The sequence below is a fragment of the Bacillus sp. FSL R10-2780 genome (genome assembly GCF_038006125.1).
GTDB lineage: Bacteria > Bacillota > Bacilli > Bacillales > Bacillaceae_G > Bacillus_A > Bacillus_A cereus_U.
The window spans coordinates 3857104-3878248 of the sequence record NZ_JBBOUQ010000001.1 but is presented as its reverse complement, the minus strand read 5'-3'; the positions used below and the strand labels follow the sequence as shown (position 1 = coordinate 3878248).

Genomic DNA, 21145 nt, shown 5'->3' with positions numbered 1-21145 from the left:
GAAAAAGTAGGGAGATTATTTTATGTTCAGAGATCTATTTGTAAATATGACAATCATTCTTTCCTTTATCTTTGTAGGTGCTCAGCTTTTAAGAGATAAGCCGTTAAAAGAAGGATTCTCTTTTTGGCAGAAATGTTTGGTCGGTATTTTAACTGGAATATTAAGTATATTATTGATGCGTTTTGGTGTACATATTGAAAATATTATGTTGGATTTACGTTATTTAGCAGTTATTTTGGCAGTTATAATTGGTGGCCCAATAGCTAGTAGTATAACAGTTATGATCATTTTAATAACGCGGGTATTTTTTACTGAGTATTCTTTAGCCTCTGAATTGGCTTGCTATACTATCGTGGCAATAGGGATTGGCAGCACCCTCATTTGGCGGATGAAGATTTCTATATTTACAAAATGGATATGGTTTAATGTGTACAGTTTGTCTATTTTAATACTACCACTTTATATTTTATTTAAGGATATATATGTAGTGGTTTTATATTTAGTTTGTTGTATTGTAGCGGCATACATCACATTTGTAAGTGCAAGTTACGTATTGCAATCCAATGAATTATTTCAAACGATGAAGCATTATGCAACGATAGATGCATTAACGAATCTAGGAAATGTAAGGCAGTTTGATTTCGAGATGAATCGTCATATTGGTAGCAAGCATATGAAAAATGATTCACTTTGTTTATTACTTATCGATATTGATCACTTTAAGTATGTAAATGATACGTACGGTCATCCTGCTGGAGATGAAGTGTTAAAACAACTAGGGCGTATTTTGTTAGAGAATGCACCATTCCCAAATTTAGTCTTTCGAAAGGGTGGCGAAGAGTTTGCTCTGTTGTTACCAAAAAAGAGAGTAGCATTTGGAACTCGTATAGGGGAACAAATTCGACTAGCTGTTGAAAAGCATTCATTCCAACTGCAAAATGGGGAAAAAATTAAAATTACAGTTTCTGTCGGAATTTCAGAGTATAAAAAATCACCTGATCAATTTATTCAATCAGCGGATGATGCGTTATATTATTCAAAAAGAAATGGTAGAAACAAGGTTAGTTCAGCATCATAGGAATTCGGGGAGTACTTTAAAACATTTCTGCAAATAGATTAAAACCCACAGAACAATAAATGTCTGTGGGTTTTAATCTATTTTTAAATTTATTAATAAAAAGCTTTATGTTAGACAAGTTCTTTCGGTGCAACGAATTTGCGATATGCACCGTGATGTGTTGGTCCTACGTATTCGTTAATCTTAAATGAATGACGAATTGCAGCTGTGATGAATTCTTTCGCGGTTTTTACTGCTTCTTTCACAGTTTTTCCTTTTGCAAGTTCTGCTGTAATTGCAGCAGAATATGTACAACCTGCACCGTGTGTATTTGTCGTATCAATCTTTTCTGATTCTAGAAGATCGAATGTTTCGCCGTCATATAACACATCAATAGCAGTTTCTGTGCCTAGTTTGCTACCACCTTTAATCAGTACGTATTTAGCACCTAAAGCGTGGATTTTTTTTGCAGCTTCTTTCATGTCCTCAAGAGAATTAATTTTCACACCACTTAATTGATATGCTTCAAATAGGTTTGGCGTTACAACCAATGCTTTTGGGACAAGAACGTCACGTAAGCAATCATTCGTTTCAGGATGTAATGCTTCGTCAGCTCCTTTACATACCATAACAGGATCAACTACTACATTTTCGAAATTATGCTTTTCAATTGTTTCTGCAACCATTTCGATAATTTCTACTGATCCAAGCATACCTGTTTTTAAAGCATCTACGCCAACGCCTTCAATTGTTGTTTCTAATTGTGGTTTTAATGTAGAAGCCGCAATTGGGAATACGTTATGTGCCCAACCGTTATGTGGGTCCATTGTTACGATTGTTGTAAGAGATGTCATTCCATATACGCCAAGTTCTTGGAATGTTTTTAAATCTGCTTGTATACCAGCACCGCCACTTGTGTCAGAACCAGCGATTGTAAGTGCCTTATTTAATGTCATTAGGAAAGCCCCCTCAAGTGATATAATGAAAACTATGTTTTCACTATTATATCAATGTTACGAATAAGTACAAAGTGAAAAGTAGATGATTTATGTTAAGTACTATTTAAAATCTTGTATGTAGGAGACGAATTATGTTTCAAGAGAATCGTACAAATGAATTAGTTATATTAAAAGAAATTGCAGAAACGTTGAATACCTCAAATGATACATATCACGTACTTCAAGCTGTGCTGGAAAAGCTATTGAATGTAACTGGTTTAACGACAGGATGGATTTTTCTTGCGGATGAAAATGGCAGATATACGAAATTAATTGATTACCAATTACCAGAGGGATTGAGATTCGAAAATAAACGGCCGATGTGTGAGGGGAATTGCTGGTGCCTACACAGCTTTGTGGAAGGGAAATTAGAGCGAGCAGTTAATATTATTGAATGTAAGAGAATTAATAATGCAATTGAATACAACTGGGGAGATACAGAAGGGATTGTACATCATGCGACAGTACCGCTCAAAGCGGGTGGAGACGAATTTGGCGTATTAAATGTAGCTAGCCCAGGTAAAACGCATTTTTCTGAAGAAGAATTAGTACTATTACAATCAGTTGCCTTTCAAATTGGAACGGCATTAAAGCGTACAAAACTGTATGAAAATGAAAAGAGAAGAGCTCATTATTATGTAAAGCTAGAACGCTTTATTCAAGCTTTAAGGACAATTCATAAATTTAATGCATTACCAGAAGGGATTGTAAAGCAAATAGGGAGCTTATTTCTATGGGAGCAAGTTGCATTCTTTATTAGAGAAGAAAATGAACTAGCTGTGAGAGCTTCTTATAAGAAGGGTGAACTACAAGATGATCTGAGGGCAGCAGCACAGGAAGCGTTGGAAAAAGAAGAGTCTGTCTTGTTGAAGCGTCAGGTTGGTAATATAGAGCATCCTAATAGGGCAGTTATCGCTATTCCGATACATATTCAAGATCATATATTTGGAGTATTAAGTGTAAGTTCGAATAATGGAGAATTTGATATAAATACGATAGATGTAGTACAAGCGTTAGCAAATCATATTTCATTAATGATAGAGAACTTAAGATTAAATGAAAAACGCCGCGAACTTGTACGAATGGAAGAGCGTAATCGTTTAGCTAGAGATTTACATGATTCTGTTTCACAAAAGTTGTTTTCATTAACGTTTATGACGAAAGGCGCTGAAGCTGTCTTAAAGGGTCAAAATGAAAAGGTAGATCAGTCTTTGTATGAGATGCGTGAATTAGCACAAGGTGCCTTAAAAGAAATGAGAACGTTAATTTGGCAGCTTCGTCCGGCTGGATTAGAGAAAGGGTTATTACCAGCTTTAAAGCAATATGGTGAAAGTTTAGGATTGAAAATTCGGGAACAAGTTACAGGTGTGCGTGATTTGCCGCGTGTAGTAGAAGAAGCGCTATGGCGAATTGGACAAGAAGCTTTAAATAACGTAAGTAAGCATGCGAATGTAGGAGAAGCGACGATTTATTTCAAAGTGACGGAGAAAAATGTATCATTAGAAATAGTCGATCAAGGAAATGGGTTTGTAGAAAAGGATATAAAAGAGAAGAAATCACTCGGTATGACTACGATGCGTGAAAGAGTAGAATTAGTTGGTGGAACAATTAAAATTGTAAGCAGTAAGAAACGAACGAGTGTAAAAGTAAATGTACCATTATGATGTGAAAATGAGGGAAGTTTGTGAAAATAAAAGTATTGTTAGTTGATGATCATACAGTTGTTTTAAAAGGATTGGCATTTTTTCTAAGCACACAGGAAGATTTTGAATTAGTTGGGGAAGCAAACAATGGGAAAGAAGCGTTGGTGAAAGTAGGCGAAACGAGTCCAGATGTCGTATTAATGGATTTATATATGCCTGAGATGGATGGAATTGAGGCAACAGCTTGTATCAAAAAAGAATATCCAAACGTGAAAGTAATTGTATTAACTAGTTTTTCTGATCAAGCTCATGTATTGCCGGCACTAAAAGCTGGGGCGAGCGGTTATATTTTAAAAGATATAGAACCAGATCAGCTTGTTGAAGCTATTCGAAGCGCGTATAAAGGTAATATTCAATTACATCCAGATATAGCAAATGCCCTTCTTTCTCAAACATTACCACAGGAAGAAAAAGAAGAAGAACCTTCCGTTCAAGTGGATGTGTTAACAGCGAGAGAAAATGAAGTATTGCAGCTATTGGCGAAAGGGATGAGTAATAAAGAAATCGCTTCTGTTTTAGTTATTACAGAAAAAACGGTAAAAGCTCATATGAGTAGTATTTTGAGTAAGTTACATTTATCCGATCGCACACAAGCAGCATTATATGCAGTGAAAAATGGAATTGTATAAGACAAAAGTCGTAAGACCTAGTTCGCCTTTAGAAGGTGGACTTTTTTTATGGAAAAATACGTCTATGTGAGGACGTAATTGTCTTGATATAAAGATAGAATATATTTGTAAGCAACAGCAATTACAAGGGAGTACCCTTTTTCGTAAGTGATATATAACAACATAAGAGTGAGTATTAGGAGGAAAAACAATGGCAACAGTTTTATTTGTAAAAGCAAACAACCGCCCAGCGGAACAAGCAGTAAGTGTGAGATTATACGAGGCATTTTTAGCAAACTATAAAGAAGCACATCCAAATGATACAGTAGTAGAACTTGATTTATATAAAGAAGAATTACCATATGTAGGCGTAGATATGATTAATGGTACATTCAAAGCAGGTAGAGGATTTGATTTAACAGAAGAAGAAGCAAAAGTGGTAGCAGTTGCTGATAAGTATTTAAATCAATTTCTAGAAGCTGATAAAGTAGTTTTCGGTTTCCCATTATGGAACTTAACGATTCCAGCCGTATTACACACGTATATTGATTATTTAAACCGTGCTGGTAAAACGTTTAAATATACACCAGAAGGTCCAGTTGGGCTTATTGGAGATAAGAAGATTGCGTTATTAAATGCACGCGGCGGCGTATATTCTGAAGGACCAGCAGCTGAAATGGAAATGGCTGTTAAATATGTAGCAAGCATGATGGGCTTCTTCGGCGCAACAAACATGGAAACAGTAGTTATCGAAGGACATAATCAATTCCCAGATAAAGCAGAAGAGATCATTGCAGCAGGTCTTGAAGAAGCGGCTAAAGTAGCAAGTAAATTTTAATTAAAAACATAATCGTCACTCGAAAAAACAGCATTAACATTTACATGTTAATGCTGTTTTTTTATATTAATTTGTAGTTTCGTTATGTTTAGGAAGCGGAAATGCATTGCCAATTGCCGCAGCCCCGAGCATCGGTAATAATAAATTGAGCGGGAAAAACATGAGTAATAGTAATGTTATAGCTATTGGTTTTCTTAATGCATAGCTTGAAATAGCTGTCGTGACGATGGCTACGGAAGATATTGGATCTATAGGCAGAATAGAAGCTATAGCGTATCCAATACTTGATCCAGCAAATATAATGGGGAAAATATGTCCGCCGCGCCAACCCGTATTTAAACAAACGGCAGTAATACATAATTTTAAAACCCCTGAAAGAAGTAGTACCCAGAAGGATAAATGGCTCCATTCAACGACTAAATCTTTTAATTGATGTTCCCCTGAAAATAACGTATACGGGAGGAAAGTTCCAGTAACCCCGAGTAAAATACCGCCGATAATTCCAAGTGATACTTTGTATTCCCTGAAGGGGTGGATTAATTTCTCTAATGCGAATTCTAATTTGAAATAAAAGAAACCAACTATAGCACCAATGCTAGCAAGTGGTAGAAAGGCGATCCATTCATTAAGAGCAAGAGACCCTTCCCCGAAATCAACAATAAAGGATCCACGATTATCGAGTTTACTAAGTAATAAGTAAACGGAAAAACCGGCAAAAGTGGTAGCTAAATATACAATTGCTTTTTTTCCTTTCGAAAATTCATTAATTTGTTCACCCTCATTTTCATTCGGAGCTAAGTAACCGAATAATGGTGCATTAAAAATGACACTTAAAGTAGCACCAATTCCAACCTCTGTTAGTTCATTCATTCCCTTTAAAGCAAATTTAAAGCGATCTCCTACCCATGTACAAAGTCCACCGATAATTCCAACAAGTGCAGCTTCTGGTCCTAAGCTAGCTCCAAATATTAAAACGATAAGCGCAGTTAAAGTAGCTTTATGTACAAAACTGTATTCAATTCTACCTGTTTTTTTATATTCAGCCATCACTTCCGGCATAAGACGTGGATATGTACCGAAGTATTTTTGTGTTAAACCAACGAGGATACCACCGATGATTGTTACACAAATGGTGTAATAAGGAGGAGAAGAGAAAATAGTAGGTAAGTATCCCCAAATAAAGTGAATTCCGATATTTATTGTAACTAAAAATAACCAGACTGTAGCTCCTACTATAGCGCCTAAAAGAATGCCATATAGGACGAGTATATAGTGCATGTCCTTTTTATTTGTCATGTTGTACCTCCGTTATGTAAGTTTTAATGTAGAAAGGATTAAATATGCTAGTGTGAAATGAATTGAATATATATAGTATCTTTTTGAGGGGTTGGCTTATTCAATATATTAGGGTCTCATAAAAATTTGAAACCAACGCGGTTAAACCACTTATTTAATTCTATATATTGATCGGAGTTTTTAAAAGGTCTTTTTCAAATGAATATGGAATATATTTCTTTTGTTGTTTAAATTAAATTACTTACATTTAATTTAGAACATTCAGAAAAACTATTTGACATTAGGAAATTATTGCTATAAAATCAACGGTAATTGCATAGTCTTATCAAGAAAAGGTGGAGGGACAGGCCCGATGAAACCTTGGCAACAGCCGTATAACGGAATTGTGCCAAATCCTGCAGGTAATAATCCTGAGAGATAAGAAAGAGCCTTAGAGCGTGTCTTCAAACTGCTCCTTTCTTGTTTTCAGGAAAGGAGCAGTTTTTTATTTTGCATTAAAAGAAAGGAGAATGAGAGATGGGAGAATCATGGGGGAAAGGAACGATTTGTGTGCAAGGTGGCTATACGCCAAAAAATGGTGAGCCGCGTGTTTTACCACTTTATCAAAGTACAACGTATAAATACGATACGTCAGATGATTTAGCAGCACTATTTAATTTAGAGGCAGAAGGATATATATATACGCGTATTGGAAATCCTACTCTAGCTGCATTTGAGCAGAAGTTATCAGATTTAGAAGGCGGTGTAGGGGCTGTTGCAACAGCTTCTGGGCAGGCAGCTATTATGCTTGCGGTTTTAAATATTTGCAGTAGTGGAGACCATTTACTTTGTTCTTCAACTGTTTACGGAGGAACGTTTAATTTATTTGGAGTGAGTTTACGCAAGCTTGGCATTGATGTTACGTTCTTTAATCCTAATTTAACGGCAGATGAAATTGCGGCACTTGCTAATGATAAGACAAAACTTGTTTATGCAGAATCGTTAGGAAATCCAGCAATGAACGTTTTGAATTTCAAAGAACTTTCAGCGGCAGCAAAAGAATTAGAAGTACCTTTTATCGTTGATAATACATTGGCGACGCCTTATTTATGCCAGGCATTTGAATATGGGGCAAATATCATTGTCCATTCCACAACGAAATATATTGATGGCCATGCAAGTTCTTTAGGCGGCATTGTAATAGACGGAGGGAACTTCGATTGGACAAATGGAAAATACCCTGAGCTTGTTGAACCGGATCCGAGTTATCACGGTGTAAGCTATGTTCAAAATTTTGGAGCAGCAGCGTATATTGTGAAAGCACGCGTTCAGTTATTAAGAGACTACGGAAACTGTATGAGCCCATTCAATGCATATATTAGCAACATTGGCCTGGAAACATTGCATTTACGAATGGAGCGTCATAGTGAAAATGCTCTCGAAGTTGCTAAGTGGCTTGCTAATCATGATCGCATTGAATGGGTGAATTATCCAGGGCTAGATAGTAATGAAAATTACTCGTTAGCACAAAAGTATTTGAAAAAAGGTGCTAGTGGAGTTTTAACATTTGGTATTAAGGGTGGATTAGAAGCAGCAAAAGAATTTATCGCAAATGTAAAACTCGCAACTCTTGTAACGCATGTAGCTGATGCAAGAACTTGTGTAATACATCCCGCTAGTACGACGCACAGACAATTAAGCGCAGAAAATCAGCGTTTAGCTGGCGTTACCTCTGATTTAATCCGTTTATCGGTCGGTATAGAAGATGTTTCTGATATTATTGCAGATTTAGAAGCAGCGCTAGTCGGAGGCAAACAACATGCCGATCATAATTGATAAAGATTTACCAGCTCGCAAAGTATTGCAGAAGGAAAATATTTTTGTAATGACGAAGGAGCGAGCAGTAACACAAGATATACGTGCTTTGAAAATTGCTATATTAAATTTAATGCCTACAAAGCAAGAAACAGAGGCGCAATTACTTCGTTTAATTGGAAATACACCGTTGCAATTAGATGTTCATTTACTTCATATGGAATCGCATCTGTCTCGCAATGTAGCACAGGACCATTTAACGAGCTTCTATAAAACATTCCGTGATATTGAGAATGAAAAATTTGATGGACTCATTATTACAGGAGCACCAGTTGAAACTCTTTCTTTTGAAGAAGTAGATTATTGGGAAGAGCTTGGACGTATTATGGAGTATTCAAAAACAAATGTAACATCTACGCTTCATATTTGCTGGGGGGCACAAGCTGGTTTGTATTATCACTATGGTGTGCCGAAGTATCCTCTTGCGGAAAAAATGTTTGGTGTATTTGAACATGAGGTTCGCGAGCAACATGTGAAATTGTTACAAGGGTTTGATGAAGTGTTTTTTGCTCCGCATTCTCGTCATACAGAAGTACGAGAGAGTGATATTGAAAAAGTGAAAGAATTAACGTTATTAGCCAATTCTGAAGAAGCGGGTGTTCATCTTGTTATTGGGCAAGAGGGAAGGCAAGTTTTCGCACTCGGACACAGTGAATATAGTTGTGATACGTTAAAGGAAGAATACGAACGGGACTGCCAAAAAGGGTTAAATATTGATGTGCCAAAAAATTATTTTAAACATAATAATCCAGATGAGAAGCCACTTGTTAGGTGGAGGAGTCATGGGAATTTATTATTCTCTAATTGGCTGAATTATTACGTGTATCAAGAAACCCCTTATATATTGTAAATAATGATTGTGTAACACGTGGTAGCGTTTTATTTGTAAAGATTAACCCTTATTTTTCCGAATGTTCAAAATACATTGTTTTTCAGATTTTTTGTCTATATAATGGCATCTAAACACAATTTTTGAGGGGTGGACAGTATTATGAAAGAAATTCAAGTTGGGTTATTAGGTCTTGGGACAGTTGGTAGTGGTGTAGTTCGTATTATTACAGATCATCAAGAACGACTTATACACCAAGTAGGTTGTCCAGTGAAAGTAACGAAAGTGTTGGTGCAAAATATTGAGAAAGAGAGAGAGGTAGAGGTACCTTCTACTCTATTAACACAAGATGTGAATGAAATTTTAGATAATCCTAATATTGATGTTGTCATCGAAGTAATGGGCGGCATTGATGATGCGAAAGCATATATTTTACAAGCTTTAAAAGGCGGGAAGCACGTTGTGACTGCAAATAAAGATTTAATGGCTTTACACGGAGCGGAACTCTTAGCGGTAGCAAAAGATAACAAGGCTGATTTATTTTACGAAGCAAGTGTAGCTGGAGGGATTCCAATTTTACGAAGCATCGTAGAAGGACTTTCTTCAGATCTTATTACGAAAGTAATGGGAATTGTAAATGGAACGACAAATTTTATTTTGACGAAAATGTCAGACGAAGGGAGAGCATATAACGACGTGTTAAAAGAAGCTCAGCAGCTTGGATTTGCAGAAGCAGATCCAACATCAGACGTAGAAGGTTTAGATGCGGCAAGAAAAATGACGATTTTGGCTACTCTCGGTTTCTCTACAAATGTAGAGCTTGGAGATGTGAAGGTAAAAGGAATTACTTCTATTACAGCAGAAGATATTGAATATAGTAAGAGCTTAGGTTATACAATTAAATTAATTGGTCTTGCAAAGCGAGATGGCGAGAAATTAGAGGTTACAGTTGAGCCGACGTTACTTCCAAATGCACACCCTCTTGCGGCAGTGCAAAATGAATATAATGCTGTCTATGTGTATGGTGAAGCGGTAGGAGAAACGATGTTTTATGGTCCGGGAGCAGGAAGCTTACCGACAGCGACAGCTGTTGTTTCTGACCTAGTTGCTGTAATGCAAAATATTAGGCTAGGTGTAAACGGAAATAGTGCTGTAGTCCCGCAATATCAAAAGGTACTAAAAGAGCCAGATGAAATTATTGTGAAAAAGTTTTTAAGACTTCATGTGAAAGACGAAATTGGTGTTTTTGCAAAAATTACATCATTGTTTTCTGAGCGCGGTGTTAGTTTTGAAAAGATTATTCAAATGCCACTTGAAGAGAAAGGGAAAGCAGAAATTGTAATTGTAACGCATCGTGCTTCTCTTGCGGATTATGAGTACATTCTACATACATTGCAATCGTATGAAGAAATAGATTGTGTGAAAGCAAACTATCGAATTGAAGGAGATGCTAAGTAGTATCTCTTCCGATAAATAGAAAAAACCCTATTAAGCGGCTTGCTTAATAGGGTTTTTTCTATTTAAAATCTGCGTACCAACTTGAATAAATGCTTGAATAATCCAACCTGTTGTAAAGGATAAGATAATTGTTCCAAAATAGATTGGCCCATCTAATAAGAAGCTTAGTGTTAAAAATAAAAAAGCTAATGAAATTTCTGTTCTTCTAAATGTCCATTTCTTTTTCTCAGCAACAGTTAAAACGAAAGCCTCTTGGGGTGCCGCGCAAAGGTTAGTAGAGACGTAAAGACCAATTCCGGCTCCGACGAATAGATTTCCGCAAATAAGTGTTATATATTTTGGAAGAGAGCGGATAGCGTCCATAATAGTCGTAATAGAACCAACCCAATCAACAAAAAGAGAAATAAGAATCATTGTGACAATTGTGCCGATTGTAATTTGTTTTTTGTCCCAAAAGAGTACGATCAGGGTAAAAACAAAGTTAATCATGAAAATCCAAAAACCAATACTTATCCCGAAATTTTGATATAGTGCAATAAAGAAGGAATCATAAGGGCTAAGTCCAAAGGAAGTAATTGTCGTCATCATATTAATGCCGATGGCGAGAATGAGTAAACCACCAATAAAAAATATATATTCTAATTTGAATCGAAGCATAGTTGTATATCCTTTCAAAATGTATTTGCTAAGAAAGGATATACTGTGGAAAGCTTACCAGGTCAAGCGAGAATTTTTGAGGGGAAGGGGAGAATAAGATGACGAATATAAGAAAGATTGCTGAACTTGCTGGGGTATCTGTTTCAACCGTTTCACGTGTACTCAATAATCATCCGTACGTGAATGAACAGAAACGAAAAGAAATTTTAGCGATTATAGAAGAATTAAATTATACGCAAAATGTGAATGCTATTCATTTAGTGAAAGGAAAAACAAATGTAATTGGCGTTTTATTGCCGCACGTAAATGATCAATATTACAGTGCCATTATTGGAGGGATATCAAAGGAAACCGCAAAGAACAATTATAATATGATGCTTTGCCAGACAAATTATAGCGAAGAAAAAGAGCTTGAAATTTTACATATGTTAAAAATGAAAAAGCTTGATGGAGTAATTATATGTTCACGGACAAATAGTAAGGAAAAACTTGAAGAGTATACAAAGTTTGGTCCAATTGTGATGTGTGAGGAAATAGATTCGAATTTCATTTCAAGTGTACATATTGATTACTACAAAGTATTTTTGCGCGGGATGAAAAGCTTAATAGATGCGGGTCATACACGTATCGGATATTGCATTGGAAGAAGTAATAGCATTAATAGTCAAAGGCGAAAAAAGGCGTATGAGGATTCACTTCAACAGATTGTTGTAACACCGTTAGATGCCTGGAAGTTTAAAGGCTGTTTTACGGTGGAAGATGGGCGCAATGTAGTCAGAGAATGGGCTAGTATGTCTGTAAAACCGACGGCGTTTCTTGTATCTTGCAATCATATTGCTGCAGGAATGGTAACGGAGGCGAAAAAACAAGGAATTCGTATCCCAGAGGATATTACGATTATCGGATGTGATGATCAAGAAGTGGCAAATATATTAGGTATTACGACGATTTCGCATTCTAGTAAAAATGTTGGTGTAAAGGCATTTGAATTATTATATGAAAAGATTAATGATGAGGAAATAGATGTGAAGCATGTAGAGTTATTGCCAGAATTGGTAGATAGGGAAACGACATAATAGAGAAGGTATGAAAATCGCTTTTCGAAAATTCGTTTGGTATAATTATGGACAATCTATAGGGGCTAAAAGGGGTTTTGATATGAGATCAAAATTAGTAAAAGTAATTCTACTCATTACAATTGCGTCTTTCTGTTTATTTGCATACGGTTTTGTTTCGGGTGTGAATGATGTATTAAATCCGAAAGCTTCAAAATTAATTACGAAGACTGACGTAGTGGCAAAAGAGAAAAAGAAAACGGGAACGTTACAAATAGTTAGTTTAGGTGATTCATTAACGCGCGGCGTTGGTGACAAAGAAGGAATTGGCTATATTGGACGAATGAAAGAGGATTTACAAAAAGATTATAAACAAAAAGTTGCACTAACCAATTTGGCAGTTAGTGGCGCAAAAATGCCGGATTTATTAAAACAACTAGAGGGTAGCGGAGCTCAATATTCAATTAAGCAAGCAGATGTAATTGTTTTAACAATTGGAGGAAATGATTTATTCCCAGGATGGGAATCGCTCGGAAAAATAGATTTAGAGACATATCGTCCTGATACGGAAACATTTCAAAATGAAGCAAAGAAAATTATAGAAGAAATTCGTAAATTAAATACAGATAGCCCTATTTTTTGGCTAGGTTTATACAATCCTTTTGAGGATGTAGAAGATTTAAGAGGTTCATCAAATATTGTTGTTGATTGGAATGCTTCTTTAGAGAAGTTAGCATTAAATGATAAAAATGTATATATTACACCGACATTTGATTTATTCCAAAATCGCGGAAAAGATTTATTATACTCCGATCATTTTCATCCGAATGAAGTCGGCTACACATATATGGCAGAGCGATTAGTCCAAAACGTCGTAAGTAAATTAAAACTAGAACAAGGAGGGATAAAATGACGATGATACTTTCCGTACGAGACGTGAAGAAGGTAATGGGAAAGAAGACACTTGTAGAAGACATTTCATTTGATGTAAAACAAGGAGAAGTGTTTGGCTTCTTAGGGCCGAACGGAGCCGGGAAAACGACAACAATTCGAATGTTAGTCGGACTGATTAAAGCGACAGAAGGTACTATTTCTATTGGTGGTTATTCTATTAAGGAAAATTTCAGAGAAGCGATGCGTCAAATTGGAAGTATCGTTGAAAACCCAGAGCTTTATACATATTTAACGGGATGGGAAAACTTAAAGCAATTTGCGCGCATGCTTGGTGATATATCAGATGAACGTATTATTGAAATTGCAAAAATGGTTCATTTAGATGAGCGTATTCACGATAAGGTAAAAACATATTCCCTTGGTATGAAGCAGCGCCTTGGAATTGCACAGGCGCTACTTGGAAATCCGAAATTGCTCATATTAGATGAACCGACGAATGGTTTAGATCCAGCTGGGATTAGAGAACTTAGGGAATTTATACATAAGCTTGTAAAAGAAGAAAATATGAGTGTATTTATTTCGAGTCACTTGTTAAGTGAAGTGCAAATGATATGTGACCGTGTTGCGATTATTCATAAAGGAAAAATGATAACAGTTGCACCTATTGAAGAGTTGATCAAAACAGCGAGTGATCGTGTGGAATGGGTCGTTACACCGGTTTCCAAAGCGAAAGACATGTTAGACGCTGCTGAAGAGGTAGAGGAAGTTAGTATAGAAGATGAGCGTTTACTATGTCGTATGGATGTTGCGTCTATTAGTGTTTGGAATAAGCACTTTGTAGAAAACGAGATAGATGTACATAGCGTCAAAGAGCTTGTATTTACGCTAGAAGATTTATTTATTGAACTCACAAGGGGTGAGCAACATGCGTGAATTTGCGAATCTAGTTTTAAATGAATCAGAAAAGATTTATCGTAAGAAACGGATTGTTGTTGTCATGCTTATTTTAGCAATCTTGATTCCGCTTTTTGTGTATGCTCAGTATCGTGAAATAGAAACAACGCAAAAAAGGCTTGGTACGACCGATTGGAAAGTATCATTACAGCAACAAATTGTTGATTCCCAAAACCGCTTGAACAATTCTAGATTGCCAGAAGAATGGCGTGATTGGCTAAAAGTAAGAGTGGAACAGCAACAATATTATTTAGATCATAATATTAATCCGACTGCACCAGGGGCACCAACATTTGTGAGGGCGTTTATTGAACAAGGAATAACGTTATTTATTCCATTGCTTGTTATGATTGTCGCCATTGATATTGTTTCAGGAGAACGAAGCGATGGTACGATGAAAATGCTTCTGACGAGGCCTATTCGGCGCTGGAAAATACTCCTTAGTAAATATGTGACGATGCTATTTTTCATTTCGCTCATATTGCTTCTTGTCGGTTTATTTGCTTACGCATTATCAGGGATTGTATTTGGATACTCTGGATGGAACTTACCTGTTTTAACAGGATTCGTCATTGATAAGGAGACATTAAATACGAACTTTGTACATCTTATTCCGCAGTGGCAATACATTTTGATGGCTTACGGACTAGCTTGGTTTGTTGCTATCGTTGTCGGAACTATATCATTCATGGTTTCCGTTTTAATTCGTAATACACCAGCCGGCATGGGCGTTATGTTAGCGGCGTTAATTGCGGGTGGCATTTTGAGTTCATTCGCAACGTCTTGGGAAGGTGCGAAATACATTTTTAGTGTCAACTTATCGTTAACGGATTATTTATCAGGAAAACTGCCTGCATTACAAGGGTTATCAATGGGATTTTCTTTAATGAATTTAACGGTTTGGGCAGTAGTATCTCTTATCATTTCATTTGTAGTATTTACAAGGCAGGATATGGTGAATTAATTGGATAGGAAGTGAAGGCATGGAAAACATTTTGCAGAATGATTGGGGACCATTACTGGGGTCAGAATTTGAGAAAGAATACTATCAAGCTTTAGCTAATTTTTTAAAAGAAGAGTATGAGGAGCATGTGATTTATCCAAAGAAAGAAGATATTTTTAACGCTCTTCAGTATACAAGTTATGAAAATACAAAGGTCGTTATTTTAGGACAAGACCCATATCATGGACCGAATCAAGCACATGGTTTAAGTTTTTCGGTACAACCTTGTATTAAAACGCCGCCATCTTTGTTAAATATGTATAAAGAACTGCGAGATGAATACGGTTATGAAATTCCGAATAACGGTTATTTAGTAAAATGGGCGGAGCAAGGGGTTTTACTATTAAATACCGTGTTAACGGTTCGTCAAGGTGAGGCGAATTCTCATAAAGGAAAAGGATGGGAGCATTTCACAGATCGCGTAATTGAGCTATTAAATGAACGTGAAAAGCCAGTTGTTTTCATATTATGGGGACGCCATGCTCAGGCGAAGAAAAAGTTAATTACGAATACGAATCATCATATTATCGAGTCCGTACATCCAAGCCCATTATCAGCAAGACGTGGTTTCTTTGGAAGTAAGCCGTACTCTAAAGTAAATGAGATTTTATCTAACATGGATGAAAAAGAAATCGATTGGCAAATTTCGAATATATAAACGCAAAAAAGGTAGCTAACAATTGTTAACTACCTTTTTACTATTACTGTTCATTTTTTAGTTTTGCATCTAGTACAAAAGTACCAAATGGGATAACTGATGCAACAAGTGCACCAAGTGCCCATAAAATTGTTTTACGGTGTACGATTGTTACTTGAATTACCGCAAAGATGAATAGTACGAATAAAACGCCATGAGCCATACCTGTAATTTTAACAGCTGTTGCAAACCCTGCAAAATATTTTAACGGCATTGCTACAAATAATAGTAATAGGAAAGAAATACCCTCAACTAAGCCGATTGCTCTTAATCGTCCGATTGGTGTAGATAACATGAAGTAGCCTCCTTTAATATATGCTTGTATATAGTAAATTTGTATTCTTTTTCAAAATAAAATAGTCTATTTTGTTTCATTATATACAAAAAGAAACTTTACACTACGAGAATAGTGCAAAGTTCAAAATATAGTCACAAAAGCAATGCAATTTAAATAAAAACCTATTTGAAGTATTTGACTTCAAATAGGTTTTATGAATGAAAATATTAAACAAGCACTTCGCTTTTTAGTACAAATTTCTCTACAACTTTAGCAACACCATCGTTCATATTTGTATCTGTTACATAGTTTGCAATTTCTTTAATATCATCTGGTGCATTGCCCATTGCAACGCCAAGACCAGCGAATTCAATCATTGCCTGATCGTTATAGCTATCACCCATTGCGATAACTTCTTCGCGTTTAATACCAAGTTTTTGGATTAATTGGTTTAAGCTCGTTCCTTTTGTAACACCATATTCAGTGAATTCTAAGAAGAATGGTTTAGAGCGCATAACGCTTAATTGACCTTCTAGTTGTTTTTGTAGTTTTGTTTCTACCACTTGTAAGTGTTCTGGCTTTTCTACCATTAGAACTTTTACAACTGGTTGTTGTACAGCATCTTTTAGGTTACTTACCGCTACGATTGGCATACCAGTAATTTGACCTTCAATTTCGGTATAAGAGTTATTTTCTTCAGTTATAATATCGTCACCAATGTATGTATGAATCCATACATTTTCTTCTTTACTAATATCATATAAACTGTGAACGATTTCAGGAGATAATGTACTGCTGAATAATTCTTCATCCGTTTTGCAGTTAATGATTTTTGCACCGTTAAATGAAAGAATAAAGCTTCCATATTCCGCTAAATGTAATTCCTTTGCAATCGCACGCATTGCGAATGTTGGGCGCCCAGAAGCAAGTACAACTTTAACTCCTTGCTCTTGTGCTGTCATTAAAGCCTCTTTCGTACGAGGTGAAATTGTATGGTCATCGCGTAATAAAGTATCATCTAAATCTAAAACAATCATTTTATAAGTCATATAGAAAATTCCTTTCTTTGTTGGAATAGAAATAAATTTTTATGAAGATAGTGGGGAATATATAGTAAGACATCGAACCTCTTTACATGAAATTAGGAGAAGTTCTGCATTGTTAGTATAAATTATCATGAGCGTATTGCCCATGACAATTTATCCCGCTATTTGCGGGCAGTAAGACTCCCACCTCAAAATTCAGCTGGAGCAACGAAGTTAGATGGGAGATCCACTGCCCGTAAATGCCCTATTGGTGTGGGCTAATAATCAGTGGGGATGAACAAAACCCCCACTGATTAAAGTTTCACTTTATCATTATCGTAACAACTCTAAAGATAGAGTGCAATAATGGAAGTTTTCCAATTTACGATAGTTGTTTTTCGTGCGAACGAGAAAATAGTATTTCCAGCAAGATAGCCATTACAGATCCAAGAACGAGACCGTTACTTAAAAATGATGCTAAAAATGGTGGCAGCGTAGAAAACGCTCCGGCTGGAACGAACATAACTCCGATTCCTGTAAAGATTGAAAGACCTGCTACTTTAAATAATTGTTCTTTATTTTGTACAGTGTCATATTCACGAAAAGCGAGACCAATCATGCTTGCAAATACAGGGTAAATCGCAGCATACCCAACTGCAACGGGGATTGCTGCAAAGAATGAAGTAATCTTCGGGAATATACTAACAAGAATGATAAAGCTTGACCCTAACATAAATGGAAGGCGCTTATAAATATTTGTCGTTGCAATAAATCCTGCGGATCCAGAAATGGCAACAGGACCAATGGCTGAAAACAGACCGCCTAGCAATTGATTTATTCCTGTTATAATGCCAGCTTGTTTGAAGCGATCTGGAGCAGAATCTTCTTCATACTTTGAAACAACCTTTTGTACAACGCGAATACTTGCTAACATATTTGTTAGAAGTAATAGTGTGACGAAAACTACCGTAATTGCCATGTTCCATTCAATGCGGGGCATTCCGAAAACAAATAGAGATGGAAGACGAATTATATCTGTCACAGGTGTTACTGGATTAGATAATCCGAAGCACGCGAATAATATCCAGCCGCAGACGATACTAAAAAGAACGGAATATTGTCCAATAATAGGTAGCTTCATAATGAAAAAAGATAGTAAAATAACAATGAGTGAAAGAATAAATACCTTTGGCTGTACTTCTGTATGTTGTCCATCAAGGCCAAACATGCCTTTTAAGAAGGAGCCACTAAGTTGTGCGACAAGAAGGAATAAATACGTTCCAATTACTGTCGGTGTAAAGTAACGAACTAGTTTATCGATAAGTCCAAAAACACTAAGAATAATACAAATAATTCCGCTTAGTAGGAAAGCGTACTGAAGGACCTTAAGTGTTTCATTGCTTGATCCAAATAATACGACGCCTAAACTTGCATACAGGGAGAAAATTCCCCACCAAAGGCCTGCGGGACCTTCTTGAATAGGAAGTTTATGACCGAATATAGCTTGTAGTAGGCCGGCAAAACCGAGAACAAATAATGTCCTTTGTACAAACGCGATAGCTTCAGTACCATCGAGGCCGTAACTAGTTGCGACACTAATTGGTACAATAAGACTTCCAGCTAAAATAAATAGTGCCCATTGTAAGGCAGAAAGAAATAGCTTCATTATATCAACCTCTTTCATAGATTCCGTTTCTAGTATATAGGTATTTCATTTCCTTTGGCAAAGATTGTAGATAGAGAAAAGAGTTGAAATATAATATGAATGCACGTAAGCAATTATGGATAGCAGTTATATGTATGACCTTTGTTGTAATTCTAGGGACGCTAGGATTTATGACAATTGAAGAAATTAGTTTGTTTCAAGCATTTTGGATGACGATGATTACTGTATTAACGGTTGGATATGGTGATGTAGTGCCCGTAACACAGGCAGGGAAATTTTTTGCGCTCCTTATTATACCTGTCGGCGTCGGTATCGTTACGTATGCAATGGGGGTAGTAGCAGCTATGATCATTGAGGGTAACTTATTTCATGCAGTGCGGAGGAAGAAGATGGATAAACAAATAGCGCAGTTACAAAAGCATATTATAGTATGTGGTTGCGGAAGAGTAGGGCTTCAAGTTGTACATGAATTACAGGAAAAGAAAATCCCATTTGTAGTTGTGGATAAAGATGAAAGTATATTCGAACAGGAAAAGCTTTTATATGTACATGGGGATGCAACTGAAGATCAAGTGTTACATAATGCGGGAATTTCGAAGGCAGCGGGTCTAGTGGCTATCGTAGCAAACGATGCTGAAAATGTATTTATTACATTAACGGCAAGAGGGCTTAATGGTGCAATTAAAATTGTAGCAAGAGCTGAAAAACCAGAAACAGAAGAGAAATTACGGCGCGCTGGTGCAAATAAGGTTATTAATCCATCTAGTATGGCAGGAATTCATATCGCAAAAGGTATTGCGAATCCGTTAACAGTTCATTATATTGATACAGTATTGTATGGAATAGAACAATCCTTTGTAATTGAAGAAATTCAAGTTGGTAAAGACTCTATCTTAGCCAGTAAATCGTTACTAGAGAGTAATGTGAGAAATCAATTTGATGTAACAATTTTAGCGATTTTAAGGGATGGAGATATTATCCATAATCCAACGGGGCAGGAAAAACTACAAGAACATGATATGATAATAGTATTTGGTTCGGTGGAGAAACTGGGGCAATTTGAGAAAGAACTACAAAGTAAGAGGTGACAAGGAATGCAAGTATCTAGTGATAAGATTTTAAATAAAATGGCGAATGAAATTGCAAAGGCAAAAAGTAGTGAAGGACAACAATCAAAAGAACACTTATTAGTTGTACGTGCTTTATGTGATTTATTATTGGATGAACAAGTGGAGCCTTCTACGTATAGAGAACCACAAGTTCAAACACAAGTAATCGGGTCTCAGCCTATGACGACAGTTCAACCAGTTATGCCGGTTTCTGGAGAAAAAGTATATATAAAAGAAAAGGATGCAAACGGTAAATCTTTATTTGACTTTTAAAAGTAAAATCGTTTGGCTTATATGTAAAAATTGCTTATGATAAAGGTAAAAAAGGGGAATTAAGATGAAAATTTTCTTTTTACTAGGTTGTATTGCAGCGGGACTATCTGTTGCATTAGGGGCTTTTGGAGCACATGGTTTAGAAAATAAAATTTCTGCAAAAATGTTAGAAGTGTGGAAGACGGGCGTTACATATCAAATGTTTCATGCAGGTGGCTTATTCGTAGTTGCTCTATTAATGGACAAAATGCAATCATCACTTTTAAGCACGGCGGGTTGGCTTATGGTAGCTGGGATTATTATGTTCTCAGGCAGTCTTTATGCATTAAGTACAACAGGTATTAAATTCTTTGGCCCAATTACACCTCTTGGTGGTGTAGCGTTTATTGTGGCGTGGATTTTAGTCGGAACTGCAGTTGTAAAAGGGTTATAAAAAAACAAAAGCTGGCATCCGCCAGCTTTTTTTTATGGTCTTGGAGCATAAGTTGCTTGTTGACTAGGTAAATACGTAATTTCTCCTGGGAATTCTACATAATCTAAGTAAATCATTAGTAGTAAATAACGCTTTCCAGATTTCGGTTCACTAATAACGATATGATCACGGCCAGCTGCCTCGATAATCCCTGTATAAGATTGTGTACCAAGCGAACTACCACGTTCATAAGTCATTACAACTGTAGCTGGCTTACCTTTGTTTAAACGAAGGATATTTTCGATATACGATTGCTCTAGTGGTAACATCCCTTGAGAAACTGCAAGTTGAGCTTGAGCAGCTTGTTGTTGCATTGCTTGCTGTTGTTGCTGTTGTTGTGGGGTCATTTGTTGCGGTTGTACATAAGTTCCAGATGGTTGATAAAAACCTGTTCCGTAGTACGGGTTTTGTTGCTGTGCCAT

22 protein-coding genes and 1 riboswitch are annotated in these 21145 nt (G+C 36.3%); of the genes, 15 read left to right on the top strand and 7 right to left on the bottom strand.

The genetic code is table 11. The features are described 5' to 3' along the window. Positions 1-22: 22 nt before the first annotated feature. Complete coding sequence (locus NSQ47_RS20225; protein WP_341037858.1) at positions 23-1078, top strand: GGDEF domain-containing protein; 1056 nt, start codon at positions 23-25, stop codon at positions 1076-1078. A gap of 110 nt (positions 1079-1188) precedes the next feature. On the opposite strand, the gene pdxK is transcribed toward NSQ47_RS20225, so the two are convergent. Next, positions 1189-2013, bottom strand: coding sequence for a pyridoxine/pyridoxal/pyridoxamine kinase (pdxK, locus tag NSQ47_RS20220; RefSeq protein WP_002113152.1), 825 nt, complete (start codon positions 2011-2013; stop codon positions 1189-1191). Positions 2014-2147: 134 nt separating this feature from the next. Here pdxK and NSQ47_RS20215 point away from each other — a divergent pair, with 134 nt between their 5' ends. The 3 genes from NSQ47_RS20215 to NSQ47_RS20205 all read left to right on the top strand — a co-directional run bounded on the left by NSQ47_RS20215 (position 2148) and on the right by NSQ47_RS20205 (position 5204). Beyond that, on the top strand, positions 2148-3719 hold the full coding sequence (locus NSQ47_RS20215) for a GAF domain-containing sensor histidine kinase (protein WP_341037855.1): 1572 nt from the start codon (positions 2148-2150) through the stop codon (positions 3717-3719). 20 nt (positions 3720-3739) lie between these two features. Next, positions 3740-4387, top strand: a complete 648-nt coding sequence (locus NSQ47_RS20210; protein WP_002016393.1) for a response regulator — start codon at positions 3740-3742, stop codon at positions 4385-4387. Between the two features lie 190 nt (positions 4388-4577). Then, complete coding sequence (locus tag NSQ47_RS20205) at positions 4578-5204, top strand: FMN-dependent NADH-azoreductase (RefSeq protein WP_002159718.1); 627 nt, start codon at positions 4578-4580, stop codon at positions 5202-5204. 66 nt (positions 5205-5270) lie between these two features. On the opposite strand, the gene NSQ47_RS20200 is transcribed toward NSQ47_RS20205, so the two are convergent. After that, on the bottom strand, positions 5271-6500 hold the full coding sequence (locus NSQ47_RS20200) for a chloride channel protein (protein WP_088099745.1): 1230 nt from the start codon (positions 6498-6500) through the stop codon (positions 5271-5273). Between the two features lie 319 nt (positions 6501-6819). Then, positions 6820-6924: riboswitch (SAM riboswitch) on the top strand. A gap of 92 nt (positions 6925-7016) precedes the next feature. Here NSQ47_RS20200 and NSQ47_RS20195 point away from each other — a divergent pair. The 3 genes from NSQ47_RS20195 (at position 7017) to NSQ47_RS20185 (ending at position 10641) form a co-directional block, all read left to right on the top strand. Continuing rightward, positions 7017-8315, top strand: coding sequence for a bifunctional O-acetylhomoserine aminocarboxypropyltransferase/cysteine synthase (locus NSQ47_RS20195; protein ID WP_199709650.1), 1299 nt, complete (start codon positions 7017-7019; stop codon positions 8313-8315). Then, on the top strand, positions 8299-9204 hold the full coding sequence (gene metA / locus NSQ47_RS20190) for a homoserine O-acetyltransferase MetA (protein WP_016106758.1): 906 nt from the start codon (positions 8299-8301) through the stop codon (positions 9202-9204). The genes NSQ47_RS20195 and metA overlap by 17 nt, the downstream gene beginning before the upstream one ends. A gap of 141 nt (positions 9205-9345) precedes the next feature. Then, positions 9346-10641 (top strand): homoserine dehydrogenase, encoded by a 1296-nt coding sequence (locus tag NSQ47_RS20185; protein WP_002159722.1) that lies wholly within the window; start codon positions 9346-9348, stop codon positions 10639-10641. Positions 10642-10671: 30 nt separating this feature from the next. Here the strand turns inward: NSQ47_RS20185 and NSQ47_RS20180 are convergent, their stop codons facing one another. After that, the gene (locus NSQ47_RS20180; protein WP_002159723.1) at positions 10672-11298 is read right to left on the bottom strand and encodes a YczE/YyaS/YitT family protein; all 627 of its coding nucleotides are present in this window, start codon (positions 11296-11298) and stop codon (positions 10672-10674) included. A 98-nt stretch (positions 11299-11396) separates the two neighbouring features. Here NSQ47_RS20180 and NSQ47_RS20175 point away from each other — a divergent pair, with 98 nt between their 5' ends. Genes NSQ47_RS20175 through NSQ47_RS20155 form a run of 5 tightly spaced genes read left to right on the top strand, consistent with a single transcriptional unit; the run spans position 11397 to position 15862 of the window. After that, positions 11397-12374 (top strand): LacI family DNA-binding transcriptional regulator, encoded by a 978-nt coding sequence (locus NSQ47_RS20175; RefSeq protein ID WP_016106756.1) that lies wholly within the window; start codon positions 11397-11399, stop codon positions 12372-12374. 10 nt (positions 12375-12384) lie between these two features. Continuing rightward, on the top strand, positions 12385-13266 hold the full coding sequence (locus NSQ47_RS20170; protein ID WP_002159725.1) for an SGNH/GDSL hydrolase family protein: 882 nt from the start codon (positions 12385-12387) through the stop codon (positions 13264-13266). Then, positions 13263-14180, top strand: coding sequence for an ABC transporter ATP-binding protein (locus NSQ47_RS20165; RefSeq protein WP_002113137.1), 918 nt, complete (start codon positions 13263-13265; stop codon positions 14178-14180). Before NSQ47_RS20170 ends, NSQ47_RS20165 begins: the two co-directional genes overlap by 4 nt. Beyond that, positions 14173-15165 carry an ABC transporter permease gene (locus NSQ47_RS20160; RefSeq protein WP_002113133.1) on the top strand — a complete coding sequence of 331 codons (993 nt, stop codon included), beginning with the start codon at positions 14173-14175 and terminating at the stop codon, positions 15163-15165. Before NSQ47_RS20165 ends, NSQ47_RS20160 begins: the two co-directional genes overlap by 8 nt. Before the next feature lie 19 nt (positions 15166-15184). Then, positions 15185-15862: a uracil-DNA glycosylase gene (locus tag NSQ47_RS20155; protein ID WP_340826805.1), complete on the top strand. Its 678-nt coding sequence runs from the start codon at positions 15185-15187 to the stop codon at positions 15860-15862. Between the two features lie 43 nt (positions 15863-15905). Here the strand turns inward: NSQ47_RS20155 and NSQ47_RS20150 are convergent, their stop codons facing one another. The 3 genes from NSQ47_RS20150 to NSQ47_RS20140 form a co-directional block, all read right to left on the bottom strand. After that, positions 15906-16196 carry a DUF3817 domain-containing protein gene (locus NSQ47_RS20150; RefSeq protein WP_002113131.1) on the bottom strand — a complete coding sequence of 97 codons (291 nt, stop codon included), beginning with the start codon at positions 16194-16196 and terminating at the stop codon, positions 15906-15908. Between the two features lie 209 nt (positions 16197-16405). Next, positions 16406-17227: a Cof-type HAD-IIB family hydrolase gene (locus tag NSQ47_RS20145; protein WP_341037846.1), complete on the bottom strand. Its 822-nt coding sequence runs from the start codon at positions 17225-17227 to the stop codon at positions 16406-16408. A gap of 358 nt (positions 17228-17585) precedes the next feature. Beyond that, positions 17586-18869 carry a purine/pyrimidine permease gene (locus NSQ47_RS20140; protein WP_341037844.1) on the bottom strand — a complete coding sequence of 428 codons (1284 nt, stop codon included), beginning with the start codon at positions 18867-18869 and terminating at the stop codon, positions 17586-17588. A gap of 95 nt (positions 18870-18964) precedes the next feature. On the opposite strand from NSQ47_RS20140, the gene NSQ47_RS20135 reads away from it, so the two are divergent. From NSQ47_RS20135 to NSQ47_RS20125, 3 genes are all read left to right on the top strand, one after another. Continuing rightward, positions 18965-19957, top strand: coding sequence for a potassium channel family protein (locus tag NSQ47_RS20135; protein WP_002113127.1), 993 nt, complete (start codon positions 18965-18967; stop codon positions 19955-19957). Positions 19958-19963: 6 nt separating this feature from the next. Beyond that, positions 19964-20251 carry a YwdI family protein gene (locus tag NSQ47_RS20130; protein WP_002089830.1) on the top strand — a complete coding sequence of 96 codons (288 nt, stop codon included), beginning with the start codon at positions 19964-19966 and terminating at the stop codon, positions 20249-20251. A gap of 64 nt (positions 20252-20315) precedes the next feature. Further along, positions 20316-20684: a DUF423 domain-containing protein gene (locus NSQ47_RS20125; protein ID WP_002016371.1), complete on the top strand. Its 369-nt coding sequence runs from the start codon at positions 20316-20318 to the stop codon at positions 20682-20684. A gap of 32 nt (positions 20685-20716) precedes the next feature. Here the strand turns inward: NSQ47_RS20125 and gerQ are convergent, their stop codons facing one another. Further along, complete coding sequence (gene gerQ / locus NSQ47_RS20120) at positions 20717-21145, bottom strand: spore coat protein GerQ (RefSeq protein ID WP_215580288.1); 429 nt, start codon at positions 21143-21145, stop codon at positions 20717-20719.

Coding starts and splice junctions, on each gene's coding strand:
- NSQ47_RS20185 (WP_002159722.1), top strand. CDS start 9,346: ATGAAAGAAATTCAAGTTGGGTTATTAGGTCTTGGGACAGTTGGTAGT.
- NSQ47_RS20225 (WP_341037858.1), top strand. CDS start 23: ATGTTCAGAGATCTATTTGTAAATATGACAATCATTCTTTCCTTTATC.
- NSQ47_RS20125 (WP_002016371.1), top strand. CDS start 20,316: ATGAAAATTTTCTTTTTACTAGGTTGTATTGCAGCGGGACTATCTGTT.
- NSQ47_RS20195 (WP_199709650.1), top strand. CDS start 7,017: ATGGGAGAATCATGGGGGAAAGGAACGATTTGTGTGCAAGGTGGCTAT.
- NSQ47_RS20165 (WP_002113137.1), top strand. CDS start 13,263: ATGACGATGATACTTTCCGTACGAGACGTGAAGAAGGTAATGGGAAAG.
- NSQ47_RS20160 (WP_002113133.1), top strand. CDS start 14,173: ATGCGTGAATTTGCGAATCTAGTTTTAAATGAATCAGAAAAGATTTAT.
- NSQ47_RS20145 (WP_341037846.1), bottom strand. CDS start 17,227: ATGACTTATAAAATGATTGTTTTAGATTTAGATGATACTTTATTACGC.
- gerQ (WP_215580288.1), bottom strand. CDS start 21,145: ATGGCACAGCAACAAAACCCGTACTACGGAACAGGTTTTTATCAACCA.
- NSQ47_RS20135 (WP_002113127.1), top strand. CDS start 18,965: ATGAATGCACGTAAGCAATTATGGATAGCAGTTATATGTATGACCTTT.
- NSQ47_RS20150 (WP_002113131.1), bottom strand. CDS start 16,196: ATGTTATCTACACCAATCGGACGATTAAGAGCAATCGGCTTAGTTGAG.
- NSQ47_RS20130 (WP_002089830.1), top strand. CDS start 19,964: ATGCAAGTATCTAGTGATAAGATTTTAAATAAAATGGCGAATGAAATT.
- NSQ47_RS20200 (WP_088099745.1), bottom strand. CDS start 6,500: ATGACAAATAAAAAGGACATGCACTATATACTCGTCCTATATGGCATT.
- NSQ47_RS20155 (WP_340826805.1), top strand. CDS start 15,185: ATGGAAAACATTTTGCAGAATGATTGGGGACCATTACTGGGGTCAGAA.
- NSQ47_RS20140 (WP_341037844.1), bottom strand. CDS start 18,869: ATGAAGCTATTTCTTTCTGCCTTACAATGGGCACTATTTATTTTAGCT.
- NSQ47_RS20175 (WP_016106756.1), top strand. CDS start 11,397: ATGACGAATATAAGAAAGATTGCTGAACTTGCTGGGGTATCTGTTTCA.
- NSQ47_RS20170 (WP_002159725.1), top strand. CDS start 12,385: ATGAAAATCGCTTTTCGAAAATTCGTTTGGTATAATTATGGACAATCT.
- NSQ47_RS20205 (WP_002159718.1), top strand. CDS start 4,578: ATGGCAACAGTTTTATTTGTAAAAGCAAACAACCGCCCAGCGGAACAA.
- NSQ47_RS20180 (WP_002159723.1), bottom strand. CDS start 11,298: ATGCTTCGATTCAAATTAGAATATATATTTTTTATTGGTGGTTTACTC.
- pdxK (WP_002113152.1), bottom strand. CDS start 2,013: ATGACATTAAATAAGGCACTTACAATCGCTGGTTCTGACACAAGTGGC.
- NSQ47_RS20215 (WP_341037855.1), top strand. CDS start 2,148: ATGTTTCAAGAGAATCGTACAAATGAATTAGTTATATTAAAAGAAATT.
- metA (WP_016106758.1), top strand. CDS start 8,299: ATGCCGATCATAATTGATAAAGATTTACCAGCTCGCAAAGTATTGCAG.